We start from the raw sequence: 15,493 nt of genomic DNA, 5'->3' as shown, positions 1-15,493 counted from the left end.
CGGGGATGCCGAGCTCCCTTCCGACGCCCCCGTCGGACCGATTCGACGAGATCACGTCCGCCACGGAGCGCGACGCCCGCCGAGTGGGCGCCCACCGCGCCGAGCAGCCGCGGATGCGACGCGGGCGCATCTTCCTGTGGGCGGCCGTGGCCACCGTCGTGCTGATCGGACTGGGCATCGTCGGGACCCTCTGGGCGGGCGGTCGCTTCGGCGCGGCACCCACCGGCGCCGTCATGCCGACGGCGGGGCCGACCGCGCAACCGGTGGTCGACACGTCGTACACGATCCTCATCCTCAACGCCACGACGGATTCGGAGCTGGGAGCGAGCGTCAGCGCCGACGTCATCGCCGCCGGCTGGTCGGCCAACGACGTCACCGTCGGCGATGCCGGCTCCCAGGACTTCGACCGGACCACGGTCTTCTACGCCGCCGCCGACGACGAGGGCGCCGCGCGCGGGCTCGCGCAGGCGATCGGCGGCGCGGACATCGAGTTCAGCGAGGCGTACGAGGACGGCGAGGGACTGAAGCAGCTCGTCATCGTCCTCGGACTGGACCGCGCCGCGGGCGCCTCGGACTGACCTCCTCCGCCCGCGGACGGGCGCGTGTTTCCTGCGTGTGAAGACTTCGGTTCAGCCGTGTCAACAGTTGCGCGAACGGCGGATCGGCTGCCGGGCGCGTCGTTAGCATTGCCACGTTCCACCGCTTCACGAGATTCGCATGACGGGAAAGAAAACATGACGCAGGGCACCGTCAAATGGTTCAACGCCGAAAAGGGCTTCGGCTTCATCACGGTCGTCGACGGCCAGGATGTGTTCGTCCACTACTCCAACATCGACATGTCGGGCTTCCGCGTGCTCGAAGAGGGCCAGACGGTGGAGTTCACCGTCGGCACCGGGCAGAAGGGCCCGCAGGCCGAGTCGGTCCGCGTCGTGACGGCGTGACGTCATCTCGCTCGGCTATCCTGCCCGGGTGAACCTTCCCCCACGCCCCGCAGCCGCCCTCGCCGCCCTCTCGCTCGCGGCGGCGGCGCTGGTCGGCTGCACGCCTCAGACCGAGGCCGCGCCGTCCCCGACGCCGTCCGCCACCGCCACGCCGACACCCACGCCGACCCCGACTCCGACGCCCACGCCCACGACCGGCGCATCGCCGCTGCGGGGGACCGAGGTGCCGCTGGCCGAGATCACCGGCCCGGCGCTCGCCGCGAAGATCGACAACCACTGGGACGCGCGCCCGCAGTGGGGGCTCGAGCACACGGACATCGTGTTCGAGGAGCTCGTCGAAGGCGGCATCACGCGGTACGTCGCCGTCTGGTTCTCGGATGTGCCGAAGGAGATCGGTCCGATCCGCAGCATCCGGCCCATGGACCCGGAGATCGTGGGGCCCCTCGGCGGGATCATCGCCTTCTCCGGCGGCAAGCGGAAGTTCGTCGACATGATCCGTGCGACCGATCTCCACACGTCCATCCACGGCGGCAAGGACGACCGGTACATGTTCCGATCGTCTGCGAAGCGCGCGCCGCACAACGTGGTCGTGCGGGCACAGGAGCTGCGCGCCGCCTACAAGAAGATCGATCCGCCCACAGCGCAGTTCGCGTATGCGGAGAGCGCAGCGGCATCGTCCGCCGGCGCGAACGGCCGGAAGACGCGGGGGCTCGACATCGTCTTCTCGTCCCAGTCCGAGCGCACCTGGCGCTGGAACGGCGAGTCCCAGCGGTACCTCCGGTGGCAGGACGGCGTGAAGGACCGCTCCGCCGAGGGCGGACAGCTGCGGGCGAGCAACGTGGTGACGCTGACTGTTCCCGTCGACTACGGCACCGTTCCGCGCACGCGGCTCATCGGCACCGGCAAGGGCACGGTCTCGGCGAACGGCCGCACGATCCGCGTCACGTGGTCGAAGAAGAGTCGCGACACCCCGATCGTGCTGAAGGACCTCGACGGGGCGGTGGTGACGCTGGCTCCGGGTAACACCTGGGTGGAGCTCGTCCCGGAACGCGGATCGGTGAAGGTCGTCCTCTAGACCCCGGGCGCGGCCCGGCTCGGCGGCTTGCACTCGCCATGGTCGAGTGCCAGAATGATTTAGCACTCGCTCTCGTTGAGTGCTAAAGACATCGCCTACGTCCGGGAGGGACGACACACACATGGCAAAGATCATCGCTTTCGACGAGGAGGCCCGCCGTGGTCTCGAGCGCGGCCTCAACATCCTGGCCGACGCCGTCAAGGTGACGCTCGGCCCCCGCGGTCGCAACGTCGTGCTCGAGAAGAAGTGGGGCGCCCCCACGATCACCAACGACGGCGTCTCGATCGCCAAGGAGATCGAGCTGGACGACCCGTACGAGAAGATCGGCGCGGAGCTCGTCAAGGAGGTCGCCAAGAAGACCGACGACGTCGCGGGTGACGGCACCACCACCGCCACCGTCCTCGCCCAGGCGCTCGTGCGCGAGGGCCTGCGCAACGTCGCCGCCGGCGCCGACCCCATCTCGCTCAAGAAGGGCATCGAGAAGGCCGTCGCCGCCATCACCGCCCAGCTGCTCGAAGACGCCAAGGAGGTCGAGACCAAGGAGGAGATCGCCGCCACGGCATCCATCTCCGCCGGCGACCCCGAGATCGGCGAGCTCATCGCCGAGGCGATCGACAAGGTCGGCAAGGAGGGCGTCGTCACCGTCGAGGAGTCGCAGACCTTCGGCACCGAGCTCGAGCTCACCGAGGGCATGCGCTTCGACAAGGGCTACATCAACCCCTACTTCGTCACGGACCCGGAGCGCCAGGAGGCGGTCTTCGAGGACCCGTACATCCTCATCGCGAACCAGAAGATCTCCAACATCAAGGACCTCCTGCCGATCGTCGACAAGGTGATCCAGGACGGCAAGGAGCTCGTCATCATCGCCGAGGACGTCGAGGGTGAGGCCCTCGCGACCCTCGTGCTGAACAAGATCCGCGGCATCTTCAAGTCGGTCGCGGTCAAGGCCCCCGGCTTCGGCGACCGCCGCAAGGCGCAGCTGCAGGACATCGCGATCCTCACCGGCGGCCAGGTCGTCACCGAGGAGGTCGGCCTCAAGCTCGAGAACGCGACGCTCGACCTGCTCGGTCGTGCCCGCAAGGTCATCGTCACCAAGGACGAGACCACGATCGTCGAGGGTGCCGGCGACTCGGCGCAGATCGAGGGTCGCGTGACCCAGATCAAGCGCGAGATCGACAACACCGACAGCGACTACGACCGCGAGAAGCTCCAGGAGCGCCTCGCCAAGCTCGCCGGCGGCGTGGCCGTCATCAAGGCGGGCGCGGCCACCGAGGTCGAGCTCAAGGAGCGCAAGCACCGCATCGAGGACGCCGTCCGCAACGCGAAGGCGGCCGTCGAGGAGGGCATCGTCCCCGGTGGTGGCGTGGCCCTCATCCAGGCCGGCAAGAAGGCGTTCGCCGGTCTCGAGCTCACGGGCGACGAGGCGACCGGTGCGAACATCGTCAAGGTCGCCATCGAGGCTCCGCTGAAGCAGATCGCCCTGAACGCCGGCCTCGAGCCGGGTGTCGTCGCGAACAAGGTCGCCGAGCTCCCTGCGGGCCAGGGCCTCAACGCCGCGACCGGCGAGTACGTCGACATGCTGGCTGCCGGCATCAACGACCCGGTGAAGGTGACGCGCTCGGCGCTGCAGAACGCGGCGTCCATCGCGGGCCTCTTCCTCACCACCGAGGCCGTCGTCGCCGACAAGCCCGAGAAGGTGTCGGCCCCGGCCGGCGACCCGACCGGCGGCATGGACTTCTGATCCACGCCTGACAGGCACTGACGAGAAGGGCCCCTCTTCGGAGGGGCCCTTCTTGCGTGCGCGCTGCTGCCGCTAGCGGAACACGCCCACGGCGGCCATCTCGGTCTCCGCGTACTGCAGCGCGACGTGGCCGAGCGCTCCGCTGATGTCGGACAGCGCCGCCTCCACCTCCCGCTGCGCGGTGCGCCAGCGCTCGATCACCGCCTGGAAGGCGACCGAGGCCGAACCGGTCCACGATCCCTGCAGCTGCGTGAGCTGCACCATCATCGCTGCGGTGTCGGTCTGCAGTCGGTCGCCGGTGGCGCGGACGGCGGAGGTGGCGGACATCACCGCGTCGGAGTCGACGCTGAATACGGCCATGTGAGGCTCCTTCTCTGTGGATGCCGCCACGCTACGCATCCGCGCGGGCGTGCGTGCCCGGCATCCGCGCCGCCGTGCGCCACCGAGCGGATCCCCGCGCTGGGGAGGAGGCGTCAGCTCTCGCGCAGCCGCGGGAGGGGCTGCGTCTCGATGAGCAGGTGATCCTCCACCGGCCGTGCCTTGGCCAGCGGGAACGAGACGCGGAACGTCGCACCGCCGCCGGCGGTCTCGGTCACCTCGATCGACCCGTGCAGGGCCTCGACGATCGACGCGACGATCGACAGGCCGAGCCCCGAACCGCCGGTCTCGCGGGTGCGCGAGGTGTCGGCGCGCCAGAAGCGCTGGAAGATCTTGTCGCGGATCATCTCGGGGATGCCCTCGCCGTGGTCGATGACGGCGATCCAGCCCATGCCCGAGCGCTCGTCCACACCGACGGCGACCTCGATGGGGCTGCCGGCGGGCGTGTAGCGGCGCGCGTTCGCGAGCAGGTTGGCGACCACCTGACGCACCCGGTTCTCGTCGCCGAGCACGATCGGGTCCACGACATGGCGAGCGGGCGAGGTCGTCGTCTCCGGCGGTGCGGCCGGCGCGTCGGACGACGCCGGCACGGTGCGCTGCGCCTCGGCCCCGCCCTCTGCGGCGGCGCCGCGGGGGCGGCGGCGGAGGATCGAGCGCGTGGCGTCGGCGAGGCTGGCGCCCGAGCGGCGTCCGCGGATAACGGTGTCCTTGCCGCGCACGGGCTCTTCGCGCGGCGGCTCCTCGCGCACCGTCGCGATCACCACGGTCTCGTCGATCATCGTGACGGTCCGGTCGGGCGAGGTCACGCGCGCGTCGAGCACGGCGTCGCGTGCGATCGGGCGCAGGTCGACGTCCAGGATCACGATGTCGCGTCGCTCGTCGAGGCGCGCGAGCGCGAGGAGGTCCTCGACGAGGGCGCCCATGCGCACCGCCTCCTTCTCGATCCGCTCCATCGACTGCGCCGTCTGCTCGTCGCCCGAGATGGCGCCCATGCGGTAGAGCTCGGCGTACCCGCGCACGGTGACCAGGGGCGTGCGCAGCTCGTGGCTGGCGTCGCCGATGAAGCGCCGCATCTGGCGCACCGACGCGTCGCGCTGGGCGAGCGCGTGGTCGATCCGGTCGAGCATCGCGTTGATCGCGGTCTTCAGGCGCCCGACCTCGGTCCCCGGGGTGATGTCGCCCATCCGCTGGCTGAAGTCACCCGCCGCGATCGACATGGCGGTGTCCTCGACCTGCCCGAGGCCGCGGAAGGCCAGCGTGACCGCGCTGCGGGTGGCGAGGGCGCCGGCGAGGATCGTGAGGATCGCCAGGATCGTGTAGATGCCGATGTAGTTGGCGACGGTCTGGTTGACGCTCGACAGCGGGATCGCGACCATCTGCGTGTAGTTGAGCCGTACGCCCTCCAGCGGCGGAAGGAAGTCGACGCTCGCGTGGAACTTCCCGCTCCCGTCGACCGTGGTCAGCTCGAACGGCTCGGTGCCCTTGGTCAGCGTGTCCTCGAGCGTGAACATCTCGGGGAAGTCGGGCTCGGGGCCGTTGTCTCCCGCCGTGGCCTTGAGGGCGCCGTCGGGTCCGTACACGGCCACGAAGTACTGTGTGCCGGGCGTCTCCTTGGCGATGAACATCGGCACGCCGTCGTAGACCTCGACGTCGAAGACCGTGCTGGCGACGTCGGTGGGGGCCAGTTGGCGCAGGTAGTCGTCGAGCGAGGCGAGCTGGGAGTTGCGGAGGAAGACCATCGTGCCCACGCCCGCCGAGATCAGCCCGATCGCGAGGACGGCGACCGTGACCCCGGTCACCTTGGCGCGCAGGCTCGTGCCGCGCCACCACGCGGTGAGGCGGTCGGTCTTGGTGCTGGTGCCGCTCAGGTCGGACCCCCTCGGACGCGCGATCGCGCGCGGACTACGTGGTCTTGCCGGTCTTGAGCATGTAGCCGAAGCCGCGCTTGGTCTGGATCAGCGGCTCGGACGAGTACGGGTCGATCTTGCGCCGCAGGTACGAGATGTAGCTCTCGACGATGCCGGCGTCGCCGTTGAAGTCGTACTCCCACACGTGGTCGAGGATCTGCGCCTTGCTGAGCACCCGGTTGGGGTTGAGCATGAGGTAGCGCAGGAGCTTGAACTCGGTGGGGGACAGGTCGATCGACACGTCGCCGACGAGGACGTCGTGCGTGTCCTGGTCCATGGTGAGCTCGCCGGCCTTGATGGTCGACTCCTCGTCGGCCTGCATGGTGCGGCGGAGGATCGCCTGGATCCGTGCGACGATCTCGTCGAGGCTGAACGGCTTGGTGACGTAGTCGTCGCCGCCGGCGTTGAGCCCCTCGATCTTGTCCTCGGTCTCGTCCTTCGCGGTGAGGAAGAGGATCGGCGCCGTGTACCCGGCCCCGCGCAGCCGCTTGGTGACGCTGAAGCCGTTCATGTCGGGCAGCATGACGTCGAGGATGATCAGGTCGGGTTCTTCCTCGAGGACCGCCGAGATGGTCTGAGCGCCGTTGGCGACGGCACGGACCTGGAAGCCGGCGAACCGCAGGCTCGTGACGAGCAGGTCCCGGATGTTCGGTTCGTCGTCGACGACGAGAATGCGCGCAGCGTTCATACGCCCATCTTGGCATCCGATCTTGTGCGGATGCGGGAAATGCGGCGGCGGGGGCCGATCAGCCCCTCAGGCACCCGCGCACCGCCCGCTCGACGACCGGGCGCACGGGGGCGCCGGGATCGACGGTGAGGCGGTGCATGACGAGTCCGTTGCCGCAGGCCAGCAGCGTCCGCGCGGCGGCGTCGGGATCGGGCATCCCGAGCTCCTCGGCGCGCTCGCGCATCCAGCGCGCGAACACGCGGCGCTGCGCGTGGAGCGGGGTCTGCACCTCCGGCGCCGCATCGAGGAAGAGCGTCAGGCGCGCCCGCGTGCGCAGCGGATGCTGCTCGGTCTGCCGCTCGATCATCGCCGTCAGCGCCGAGACGAAGCCGTCGGCGTCGAGCGGGGCGTCGCCGCCGCCGGGGGCGCTCACCGTGCCGGACAGATCCGCGAGCTCGGCCTCTGCGATCCAGTCCACGAGTCCCGCGACGAGGGCGGCGCGGGTGCGGAACCAGTTCGACGTGGAGCCGGCGGGAAGGCCGGCTTCGGCGTCGACCCGCGCGTGGGTGAGGGCGCGCATGCCTCCGGTGCCGACGAGCGTCACGGCGGCGTCGAGCGCGCGTCGTCGGGTGTCGGCCATGAATTCACTATAGGTCTAGTGAATGCACTACAGAAGTAGTAACATCCCGGCCATGGTCCACGTCGTCACTGCGCTGTTCGCGATCCAGGCGATCGCCGGGGTCATCCTGCTCGTCGCCTGGTGGCGACACGGGCGACGATCGGCGGCATCGATCGCCGGCCACGTGGTCGCCAACGGATCCGCCGGGGTCGTCTGGGTCGTGTTCGCCGTGACCGGCGCGATCGGCTGGGCATGGCTCGCCGTCGTGCTGCTGACGATCGGCAACACTCTCGGCGACGCCCTGCTCCGGCGGCGCTGGCGCGGGATGTCCGGACGCTCCGAGGGGTTCGGCCGCGACTACGGCGGCGCGATCGGCGCGGTCTTCCGAGGGCGGATGCCGAAGGCGGTCGTCTTCCACGCGCTGTTCGCCGGGGCGGTCTACTTCTCGTGCCTGGGGGTCGCGATCGGCGCCACCGTCGCCGCGGTCCGCTGAGCCCGAACGCGCGCGGGCGGGCATGATGGAATCATGACGCCGCCTCCCGCGCCGACCTCGATGCCGAAGCCCCTCCCCGTCGACGCCATCGTGGGAGGGCTCGCCTTCCACCGGCTCGGGTTCGCACGCCGCCGCCGCGGCTGGTGGACGCCGCTGGTGACGGGGCTCCTCGCCGCCGCGTTCTACCTCGTCCTGACGATCGTGCTCGGAGTCGCCGTCGGTCTGCTGGCCTTCGCCGACGCGTCGATGGCGGAGCGCTTCCTCTCGCTGGCGGGCGGCCCCCAGGTCTTCTTCGACCTCACCGACCCGGTGCTGGTGGCGGTGCTGCTCCTGAGCATCGTGTTCCTCCTGCCCTCCTACGTGCTGGCGTCGCTCATCGTGCAGGGCGGGAAGCTGGGCTTCATCTCGTCGGCGGCGGGGCGCCTGCGCTGGGGCTGGCTGCTGCGGACCACCGGCGCCGCGGTCGTCGTCGCGGTCGTGCTCAGCGGCCTCTCCTTCCTCCTCCCCGGCGGCGCGGAAGGGGTCACCGACGGGTCGGGCGTGGTCGCCCCCGCGGAAAACCCGGCACTGTGGACCACGCTCGTCGTGCTCCTTCTGCTCGTGCCCCTCCAGGCGGCGGCCGAGGAGTACGTGTTCCGCGGCTACCTCATGCAGGCGGTCGGGCGGTGGCTGCGGCATCCGGCGTTCGCGATCCTGCTCCCCGTGCCGCTGTTCGTGCTCGGTCACCTCTACGACCCGCTCGGGCAGGTGGGCGTCGGCGTCTTCGCCATCGCCGCCGGGTGGCTCACGTGGCGCACGGGCGGGCTCGAGGCGGCGATCGCGCTCCACGTCGTCAACAACCTCCTCGCGTTCCTGCTGGCGCTGGCCGGCCTCTCGGACGTGAATGCCCAGTCGCCGGGGTGGATGAGCCTCGTCTTCTCGACGCTGCTCATCGGCGCCTACGTCGCGGTCGTGGAGTGGATGTTCCGGCGCTCGGGCCTCGGCCGCACGGTCATCGTCACGCCGGCCCCCGTTCCCGTCCCGCCGGTCGCGCCCGCGTGGGCCGGGGCCCCCGCTCCGGCCGTCCCTGCCTACGAGCCGTCCGCCCAGGGCCCGGCCGGGGATCAGGCGGCGGAGCGGGATCAGGCGGCCGCCGGGGATCAGGCGGCGGGCGGGGATCAGGCGGCGGAGAGCCCTTCGGCGTCCAGGATCGTGTAGCTGTACCCCTGCTCGGCCAGGAACCGCTGACGGTTCTGGGCGAAGTCCTGGTCCACCGTGTCGCGGGCGATCAGGGTGTAGAAGCTCGCTGTGTGGCCGCTGGTCTTCGGACGCAGGAGCCGGCCCAGACGCTGAGCCTCTTCCTGACGAGAGCCGAACGAGCCGGACACCTGGATCGCCACCGACGCCTCGGGGAGGTCGATCGAGAAGTTGGCGACCTTCGAGACGACGAGCACTGGGATGCGGCCCTCGCGGAAGCCGCCGTACAGCTCCTCGCGCTCGTCGACCGGGGTGGCGCCGGTGATCTGCGGTGCGTCCAGGGCCTGCGCCAGCACGTCGATCTGGTCGAGGTACTGGCCGATCACCAGGATCTGCTCGCCGCGGTGCTTCTCGACCAGGTCGCGCACCACGCCGATCTTGGCGTGGGCGGTGGCGGCCAGGCGGTAGCGCTCGTCGTCGGCGGCGGCCGCGTACTCGAGGCGATCCGATGCCGGGAGGTCCACCCGCACCTCGTAGCAGATGGCGGGGGAGATGAAGCCCTGGGCCTCGATCTCCTTCCAGGGCGCGTCGAAGCGCTTGGGTCCGATCAGGCTGAACACGTCGCCCTCCCGGCCGTCCTCGCGGACGAGCGTGGCGGTCAGGCCCAGGCGGCGCCGCGCCTGCAGGTCGGCGGTCAGCTTGAACACGGGCGCCGGCAGCAGATGCACCTCGTCGTACACGATGAGGCCCCAGTCCAGGGCGTCGAGCAGGGCGAGGTGGGCGTACTCGCCCTTCCGCTTGGCGGTGAGGATCTGGTACGTCGCGATGGTGACCGGCTTGACCTCCTTGGCCTGGCCGGAGTACTCGCCGATCTCGTCGGGCGTGAGGCTCGTGCGCTTGAGGAGCTCGTCGCGCCACTGCCGCGCACTCACCGTGTTGGTCACCAGGATGAGGGTCGTCGTCTTCGTCTCGGCCATGGCGGCCGCTCCGACGAGGGTCTTCCCGGCACCGCACGGGAGGACCACGACGCCCGACCCGCCCTCGCTGAAGATGTCGACGGCCTTGCGCTGGTACGGGCGCAGCGTCCAGCCGTCCTCGTGGAGGTCGATCTCGTGGGGCGTCCCCGGCGTGTAGCCGGCGTGGTCCTCGGCCGGCCAGCCGATCTTCAGCAGCTCCTGCTTGATGTGTCCGCGGGCCCAGGCGTCGATGACGAAGACGTGGGGTTCGGGGTGACCGATGAGCAGCGGCTGGATGCGCTTGTTCTTCGACACCTCCGCCAGCACGGCGACGTCGGTGGAGCGGAGGAGGAGCTCGCCGTCCTCGCCCCGCTCGATCACCAGGCGGCCGTAGCGGCCGACCGTCTCGCGGATGTCGATCGACACCGAGGGCGGCACGGGGAAGCGCGACCAGCGCTCGAGGGTGGCGAGCATGTCGTCGGCGCCGTGTCCGGCCGCGCGCGCGTTCCACAGGCCCAGCCGCGTGATCCGGTAGGTGTGGATGTGCTCGGGTGCGCGCTCGAGCTCGGCGAAGATGGCGAGTTCGTGCCGTGCGTCCTCGGCCGCCGGGTGGGCGACTTCCAGGAGCACGGTCCGGTCGCTCTGCACGATGAGGGGGCCGTCAGCCATAACGTGCCAGTCTACCGGCGGATGGCCGCCGGGGGCGCATGCGGCCGCCCGCCGCCCGTCCGTCGGCCGTCGTCGTCGGGTGCGTCCGCTCGGGTCGGTGGCAGTCGTCGTCGGGTGTGTGCGGATCGATGGCAGTCGTCGTCGCGTGCGCCCGGATCGATGGCAGTCGTCGTCGCGTCCGTGCGGATCGATGGCAGTCGTCGTCGGGTGTGTGCGGATCGGTGGCAGTCGTCGTCGCGTCCCGGCCGTCGAAGCGGCAACGACTGCCATCCCTCCAGCGCGTGGCGGCGACGACTGCCAACCCTCCAGCGCGTGGCGGCGACGACTGCCATCCCTCCAGCGCGTGGCGGCGACGACTGCCATCCGTATCGCGGTCATCCGGCTGGGCACGGAGCGGCGCGGAGGGGAGGTGGCGGGTCCGATCAGCCGATCCAGCCGCGGCGGCGCAGGGCATCGCCGAGCAGGATCGTCGCGCGACCGGAGCGGATGTGCGCGGCGGTGAGGCGCACCGGCTCCCACCCCGCCGCGACGTACGCCGCGTGCTTCTCGATGTCTCGCGACCACTGCGCGCGGTCGGTGCGGTGGTGATCGCCCTCGATCTCGACCGCCACGCGGTAGCCGTGATGGGCGGCGTCCGCGATGCCGAGCAGGGCGCCGCGCGCGTCCCTGATCTCGACGTCGAGGGCGAACTCCGGCATGCCCTCGGCGTCGGCCGCGAGACGCCAGTCCGTCTCGAGGGGCGACGCGCTCCCCACCCGGATCTGCGCGAGGGCCGCGTACAGCGCAGGCCTGCCTCGGCGGCGCGGGACGTCGGCGGCGGCGCGGAGCTGTTCCATGGTCGCGAGTCGATGATCCGGGAGCAGGCGGCCGCGCTCGTCGCGCGGGATGCGGACGAGCGCATCGCCGAGTCGTGTGAGACCGGCCGCGTCGAGCTCGCCGGCCAGGAGGGCCCAGGTCGATGCGGGGCTCGTGACGGGGAACCCGCCGACGCTGCGGAGGGTGGCGAGGGCAGGGCGGACCTGGACGCCGCGCACGCCGCGCGCCCGGGGTGCTCGCTGCGGTGCGAAGACGCCGACGTCGAGCGCTGCGCCGCCGGAGAGGAGCAGGTCGCCGCTCAGCTGCTCGCCCGGCAGGCGCTCGAGGGGAAGCGCGTAGAGCGCGAGTGCCGTCCGCCCGACGAAGAAGGCGTCGGGATGTCTGACGACGTCGTACGCCTCGGCGCGCTGCCGGACGGCGTGCCCGATCCGTGAGGCGCGATCAGGGTCGTCCGGTTCTCGGCCGACCTCGGCGACGCGCACACGGACCCCGCGATGGGGCGCGGCGAGGTCGCCGGCGCGCAGCCGGCGCGGTGAGGCTCCGCGGGCGCGGGCCTCGCCGTAGTGGAACGTGCGGCCGAGCTCCGGTGGCAGCGGGGCGGGCGGCGACGGCATCTGCTTACCCTGACATCCTCGCGCCCGCGATGGCCCGCTCTCACTCCACATGGTGGACAGCCGCCCGGCAGGAGCCGCTGGGGGAGGAGGCTCCGCGCCGGATCGATGGCAGTCGTCGTCGGGTCCCGGCCGTCGAGGCGGCAACGACTGCCATCCGACTGGCGCGACGCGGCGACGACTGCCATCCGACAGCCCCGAGGCGGCAACGACTGCCATCCGACTGCCCCGAGGCGGCAGCGACTGCCATCCGACTGCCCCGAGGCGGCGACGACTGCCATCCGACCGTGCGGGTGCGGGCGGGCGCGCCGGTTACGCCGGGCGCACGCTGGCGATGCTCGAGACGGGGAGGGTGCGCTCGACGTCGGCGACGCGGTCGCGGCCGCGCAGGCGCCCGCCGCCGAGCCCGGTGGCCTCCATCGTGATCTCGCGCTCACTGCCGTCGGGCATCCGGACGACGATCACGAGCACCGTGTGGGCGCGTACCGCCTGCTCGAGCTCGCGCCCGAGCCACGCCGAGTCGGCGTCGGACGCGTGGGCCGCGCGCAGGCGGGCGCGCAGCGGCGCCGAGGCGTCGGCCGGCGCGGCGGGCTCCTCGCGGGGCGCGAGCCGCAGGCGGTCGAGCGCGCGCACCTCGCCGTCCGCGTCGACGGCGGTCACCGGGTAGCGGGCGTCGGCGAGCATCCAGAAGGCGGTGTCGGGTCCGCTGCGGGTGAGGAGGGCGCCGTCCTCGGGATGCAGGCCCAGCGGGCGCAGCGCCTGATCGACGGCGATCGACTGCAGCAGCGCGGGATCGTCCGCCGTCACCCGTGTGCGCCCGGACCAGTCGGGACCGACGCGCACGCTCCCGTGCCGCCGGGCGCTGCGCTCGATCTCGTACTCCAGCGGCTGCGGCAGACCCGTGAGCGAGAGGTCGCGGAGGAAGCTGCGCAGCGATTCGGCGCTCTCTCCGGCGGTCAGCGCGGCGGTGAGGGTGTCGGCGGTGAACCGGTAGGTGGACGCCTGCGCGCGGGACTCGCGGTGGGCCATCGTGCGCAGCCGCCGGTCGAGCTGCGGATCGAGCGGGCCGGGCGAGATGGCGGTGAGGTCGTTCTGGAGGAAGACGCGATCGACCTCGGCCGGCAGCAGCGCCTGCAGGGCCGCCTCGTCGGCGTCCTCGCCGCGGGCGAGACCTGTCGCCCACTCGGGGCTGGCGCCGTCGCCGCCGATCATCGCCCATCGCCACAGGAGGCGGCGGAGATGATCGGCCCGGGCCGGCCACGACGGGTCGAACGGGTACGCGGCCCGCCACTGGTCGAGCGCGATCCAGCCGCCGTCGGCCGGGCGCAGCGCTGCGGGGAGCGCGTCGCGCAGGCGTCGGGCGACGTCGTGCCACCGCGTGACGGTGCGGTCTCCCAGCCACTGGTCGCCCAGCGGCGTCACGAGCCACTGGCGGTCGACGTCGGTGACGAGTCCGGCGGCGGCGGCGATCGCGATGAGATCGTCGGCGACCTCGGGGGCGTCGATCGCGCCCTCCTCGATCAGTCGGCGGCGCTCGGCGGCGCCCAGGGCACCCGACCCGATGCGCGACAGCGGAGCGGAGATCGCGGACTGCAGCACGTCGGCGAGCGAGGTGGATGCGGCGAAGGCCCGCTCGGCGGCGTGGGCCGCGTCCTCTGCGGGACCGGGCGACGGCGGCTCCGCGCGGGTGGTGGGCACCGAGCCCCACGCGGCGGTGACCGCGGCATACGGGATGCCGTCCGGCGTGACGAACGCGTGGGCGACCAGCAGGTCGCGTTCGGATCCGGCGGGCACGGCGGTCCCCTGCGAGACCGCGCTCTCGAGCGCATCGGCCGCTCGACGGGGGAGAACGGCTGCTCCGCGCACGATCGATGCGGTGTCCAGCAGCGCGTCGGCGGCGTCGAAGTAGTCCGACCAGCCGGCGGTCGGCGCGACCCGCCGGGCGGACAGGAGCTCTCGCAGCGCGGCGTCGTCGAGCGTGGCGAGGTGGGTCGCCAGGGTCCGCGCGTCGGGAGCAGCCACGTCAGCGCCCCTTGCCGGCACGAGCCCTTCGGACGAACGTCATGATGAGCACCGCCAGCAGCAGGGCGAAGGCGAGGATCGGCGCGATGTAGACGACGACGCCCACCGTGGGCCAGACCCCGCCGCTGAAGTCGGCTTTGACGGCCGAGCCGATGATGATCGCGACGAAGCACAGCAGCGACAGCACCAGGAGCCCCAGCGACATGATCGCGAGGATGCGGTCGATGCGACGGACCGGGAGGTCGTCACCGGAGGCAGGTGTAGTCATCGGACTCAGCCTAGCGGCTGACCGCCGTGGCGTAGGCTGGGTACGGGGCCCTGTGGCCCCTCTTCCATCCTGCCCGGAGACGTGCGCGTCCCGGGCCCGGCAGTACCCAGCGAGGTTGAGATGCCCACCGGCAAGGTCAGGTTCTACGACGAGGAGAAGGGGTTCGGCTTCATCACCACCGATGACGGCCAGGACGTCTTCCTGCACGCGACGGCGCTCCCCGCCGGCACGGAGTCCCTCAAGGCCGGCACCCGTGTGGACTTCGGCGTCGCCGACGGCCGCAAGGGCCTTCAGGCGCTGGCCGTGCGCGTGCTGGACGCGCCCGTCAGCCTCTCCAAGCGCAACCGCATGAAGGCCGACGACATGGCCGTCGTCATCGAGGACCTGGTGAAGGTGCTCGACACCATCGGCGGCGACCTCCGCCACGGTCGCTACCCCAGCGGCGCCCACGGCAAGAAGGTCGCGGCGATCCTCCGCAAGGTGGCTGATGACCTCGACGCCTGAGTCGGTCGACGACCGGCTGCTGACCGCCCATGACCTCGCGCGCGCCGCGCTGCTCGAGATCACTCCGGCGGCGACGGTCGGTGAGCCCGCCGGCTACACCCTGGAGGAGGGCGGCGTCGTCTCGCTGCGCTTCTACAACCGCCTCGCGGGCTATCCGAACTGGTTCTGGACGGTGAGCGTGGCCGTCGTCGAGGATGCCGAGCCCACCGTGCTGGAGGTCGAGCTGCTGCCCGGCGAGGGCGCCCTGCTCGCGCCGGACTGGGTGCCGTGGGCGGAGCGTCTCGCCGACTACCAGGCCGCTCAGGCCGCGCTGGCCGAGGCCGAGGGCGGGGACGTCGAGGGGGAGGACGACGACCTCGACGACGACGACGATGAGCTCGACGGCGAGGATGATCTGGACGACCTCGACGCGGCCGACTTCGACGACGACGGCTCGCCGATCCTCCACTCCGGCGACGTCGACGGTGTCGACATCGACGAGCTGGATGACTCCGGCGACGAGTCCGAGCCGGACGACGACGAGGACTGACGCCGCGTTTCGTCTCGCTGCGCTCGCTCAACGACCGGTGAGACGCTGCGTTTCGTCTCGCTGCGCTCGCTCAACGACCGGTGACTGACGCCGCGTTTCGTCTCGCTGCGCTCGCTCAACG

16 protein-coding genes are annotated in these 15,493 nt (G+C 71.6%); 8 read left to right on the top strand and 8 right to left on the bottom strand.

Annotated features, from left to right (window positions below):
* Positions 1-5: 5 nt before the first annotated feature.
* From QQZ13_RS03935 to groL, 4 genes are all read left to right on the top strand, one after another.
* On the top strand, positions 6-578 hold the full coding sequence (locus QQZ13_RS03935; protein WP_284527801.1) for a LytR C-terminal domain-containing protein: 573 nt from the start codon (positions 6-8) through the stop codon (positions 576-578).
* Positions 579-734: 156 nt separating this feature from the next.
* Entirely contained in the window at positions 735-941 is a 207-nt protein-coding gene (locus QQZ13_RS03930; RefSeq protein ID WP_144808649.1) for a cold-shock protein, read from the top strand.
* A gap of 28 nt (positions 942-969) precedes the next feature.
* Positions 970-2,016, top strand: a complete 1,047-nt coding sequence (locus QQZ13_RS03925) for a DUF3048 domain-containing protein (RefSeq protein ID WP_284527800.1) — start codon at positions 970-972, stop codon at positions 2,014-2,016.
* 121 nt (positions 2,017-2,137) lie between these two features.
* On the top strand, positions 2,138-3,757 hold the full coding sequence (gene groL / locus QQZ13_RS03920; protein ID WP_284527799.1) for a chaperonin GroEL: 1,620 nt from the start codon (positions 2,138-2,140) through the stop codon (positions 3,755-3,757).
* A gap of 72 nt (positions 3,758-3,829) precedes the next feature.
* On the opposite strand, the gene QQZ13_RS03915 is transcribed toward groL, so the two are convergent.
* From QQZ13_RS03915 to QQZ13_RS03900, 4 genes are all read right to left on the bottom strand, one after another.
* Entirely contained in the window at positions 3,830-4,117 is a 288-nt protein-coding gene (locus QQZ13_RS03915; protein ID WP_284527798.1) for a WXG100 family type VII secretion target, read from the bottom strand.
* Between the two features lie 113 nt (positions 4,118-4,230).
* The gene (locus QQZ13_RS03910; protein ID WP_284528033.1) at positions 4,231-5,874 is read right to left on the bottom strand and encodes a cell wall metabolism sensor histidine kinase WalK; all 1,644 of its coding nucleotides are present in this window, start codon (positions 5,872-5,874) and stop codon (positions 4,231-4,233) included.
* Positions 5,875-6,037: 163 nt separating this feature from the next.
* Entirely contained in the window at positions 6,038-6,730 is a 693-nt protein-coding gene (locus QQZ13_RS03905; protein ID WP_284527797.1) for a response regulator transcription factor, read from the bottom strand.
* Between the two features lie 58 nt (positions 6,731-6,788).
* Positions 6,789-7,349: a TetR/AcrR family transcriptional regulator gene (locus QQZ13_RS03900; RefSeq protein ID WP_284527796.1), complete on the bottom strand. Its 561-nt coding sequence runs from the start codon at positions 7,347-7,349 to the stop codon at positions 6,789-6,791.
* 52 nt (positions 7,350-7,401) lie between these two features.
* Between QQZ13_RS03900 and QQZ13_RS03895 the strand changes: the two genes are divergently transcribed.
* Both QQZ13_RS03895 and QQZ13_RS03890 read left to right on the top strand, forming a co-directional pair.
* On the top strand, positions 7,402-7,821 hold the full coding sequence (locus QQZ13_RS03895; protein ID WP_284527795.1) for a hypothetical protein: 420 nt from the start codon (positions 7,402-7,404) through the stop codon (positions 7,819-7,821).
* 33 nt (positions 7,822-7,854) lie between these two features.
* On the top strand, positions 7,855-9,018 hold the full coding sequence (locus QQZ13_RS03890; RefSeq protein ID WP_284527794.1) for a CPBP family intramembrane glutamic endopeptidase: 1,164 nt from the start codon (positions 7,855-7,857) through the stop codon (positions 9,016-9,018).
* Here the strand turns inward: QQZ13_RS03890 and QQZ13_RS03885 are convergent.
* From QQZ13_RS03885 to QQZ13_RS03870, 4 genes are all read right to left on the bottom strand, one after another.
* Positions 8,979-10,622, bottom strand: coding sequence for a DNA repair helicase XPB (locus QQZ13_RS03885; RefSeq protein ID WP_284527793.1), 1,644 nt, complete (start codon positions 10,620-10,622; stop codon positions 8,979-8,981). The two genes, QQZ13_RS03890 and QQZ13_RS03885, sit on opposite strands and share 40 nt — an antisense overlap.
* A gap of 422 nt (positions 10,623-11,044) precedes the next feature.
* Positions 11,045-12,052 (bottom strand): hypothetical protein, encoded by a 1,008-nt coding sequence (locus QQZ13_RS03880; protein WP_284527792.1) that lies wholly within the window; start codon positions 12,050-12,052, stop codon positions 11,045-11,047.
* A gap of 309 nt (positions 12,053-12,361) precedes the next feature.
* Positions 12,362-14,071, bottom strand: coding sequence for a helicase-associated domain-containing protein (locus QQZ13_RS03875; protein WP_284527791.1), 1,710 nt, complete (start codon positions 14,069-14,071; stop codon positions 12,362-12,364).
* Position 14,072: 1 nt separating this feature from the next.
* Entirely contained in the window at positions 14,073-14,339 is a 267-nt protein-coding gene (locus QQZ13_RS03870) for a multidrug ABC transporter ATPase (protein WP_284527790.1), read from the bottom strand.
* Positions 14,340-14,459: 120 nt separating this feature from the next.
* Here QQZ13_RS03870 and QQZ13_RS03865 point away from each other — a divergent pair, with 120 nt between their 5' ends.
* Together QQZ13_RS03865 and QQZ13_RS03860 are read left to right on the top strand one after the other, a co-directional pair.
* Positions 14,460-14,843: a cold-shock protein gene (locus tag QQZ13_RS03865; protein WP_284527789.1), complete on the top strand. Its 384-nt coding sequence runs from the start codon at positions 14,460-14,462 to the stop codon at positions 14,841-14,843.
* Positions 14,827-15,372, top strand: a complete 546-nt coding sequence (locus tag QQZ13_RS03860; RefSeq protein WP_284527788.1) for a DUF3027 domain-containing protein — start codon at positions 14,827-14,829, stop codon at positions 15,370-15,372. The genes QQZ13_RS03865 and QQZ13_RS03860 overlap by 17 nt, the downstream gene beginning before the upstream one ends.
* Positions 15,373-15,493: the final 121 nt, after the last annotated feature.

The organism is Microbacterium sp. T2.11-28 (genome assembly GCF_950097975.1).
GTDB lineage: Bacteria > Actinomycetota > Actinomycetes > Actinomycetales > Microbacteriaceae > Microbacterium.
Note: the sequence above shows the minus strand (reverse complement) of the source record. Positions and strands in the feature narration are given on the sequence as shown.

What these genes read in the sequence shown, in the direction of transcription:
- QQZ13_RS03935 (WP_284527801.1), top strand. Translation starts at nt 6, where the DNA reads ATGCCGAGCTCCCTTCCGACGCCCCCGTCGGACCGATTCGACGAGATC.
- QQZ13_RS03930 (WP_144808649.1), top strand. Translation starts at nt 735, where the DNA reads ATGACGCAGGGCACCGTCAAATGGTTCAACGCCGAAAAGGGCTTCGGC.
- groL (WP_284527799.1), top strand. Translation starts at nt 2,138, where the DNA reads ATGGCAAAGATCATCGCTTTCGACGAGGAGGCCCGCCGTGGTCTCGAG.
- QQZ13_RS03915 (WP_284527798.1), bottom strand. Translation starts at nt 4,117, where the DNA reads ATGGCCGTATTCAGCGTCGACTCCGACGCGGTGATGTCCGCCACCTCC.
- QQZ13_RS03910 (WP_284528033.1), bottom strand. Translation starts at nt 5,874, where the DNA reads ATGGTCTTCCTCCGCAACTCCCAGCTCGCCTCGCTCGACGACTACCTG.
- QQZ13_RS03905 (WP_284527797.1), bottom strand. Translation starts at nt 6,730, where the DNA reads ATGAACGCTGCGCGCATTCTCGTCGTCGACGACGAACCGAACATCCGG.
- QQZ13_RS03900 (WP_284527796.1), bottom strand. Translation starts at nt 7,349, where the DNA reads ATGGCCGACACCCGACGACGCGCGCTCGACGCCGCCGTGACGCTCGTC.
- QQZ13_RS03895 (WP_284527795.1), top strand. Translation starts at nt 7,402, where the DNA reads ATGGTCCACGTCGTCACTGCGCTGTTCGCGATCCAGGCGATCGCCGGG.
- QQZ13_RS03890 (WP_284527794.1), top strand. Translation starts at nt 7,855, where the DNA reads ATGACGCCGCCTCCCGCGCCGACCTCGATGCCGAAGCCCCTCCCCGTC.
- QQZ13_RS03885 (WP_284527793.1), bottom strand. Translation starts at nt 10,622, where the DNA reads ATGGCTGACGGCCCCCTCATCGTGCAGAGCGACCGGACCGTGCTCCTG.
- QQZ13_RS03880 (WP_284527792.1), bottom strand. Translation starts at nt 12,052, where the DNA reads ATGCCGTCGCCGCCCGCCCCGCTGCCACCGGAGCTCGGCCGCACGTTC.
- QQZ13_RS03870 (WP_284527790.1), bottom strand. Translation starts at nt 14,339, where the DNA reads ATGACTACACCTGCCTCCGGTGACGACCTCCCGGTCCGTCGCATCGAC.
- QQZ13_RS03865 (WP_284527789.1), top strand. Translation starts at nt 14,460, where the DNA reads ATGCCCACCGGCAAGGTCAGGTTCTACGACGAGGAGAAGGGGTTCGGC.
- QQZ13_RS03860 (WP_284527788.1), top strand. Translation starts at nt 14,827, where the DNA reads ATGACCTCGACGCCTGAGTCGGTCGACGACCGGCTGCTGACCGCCCAT.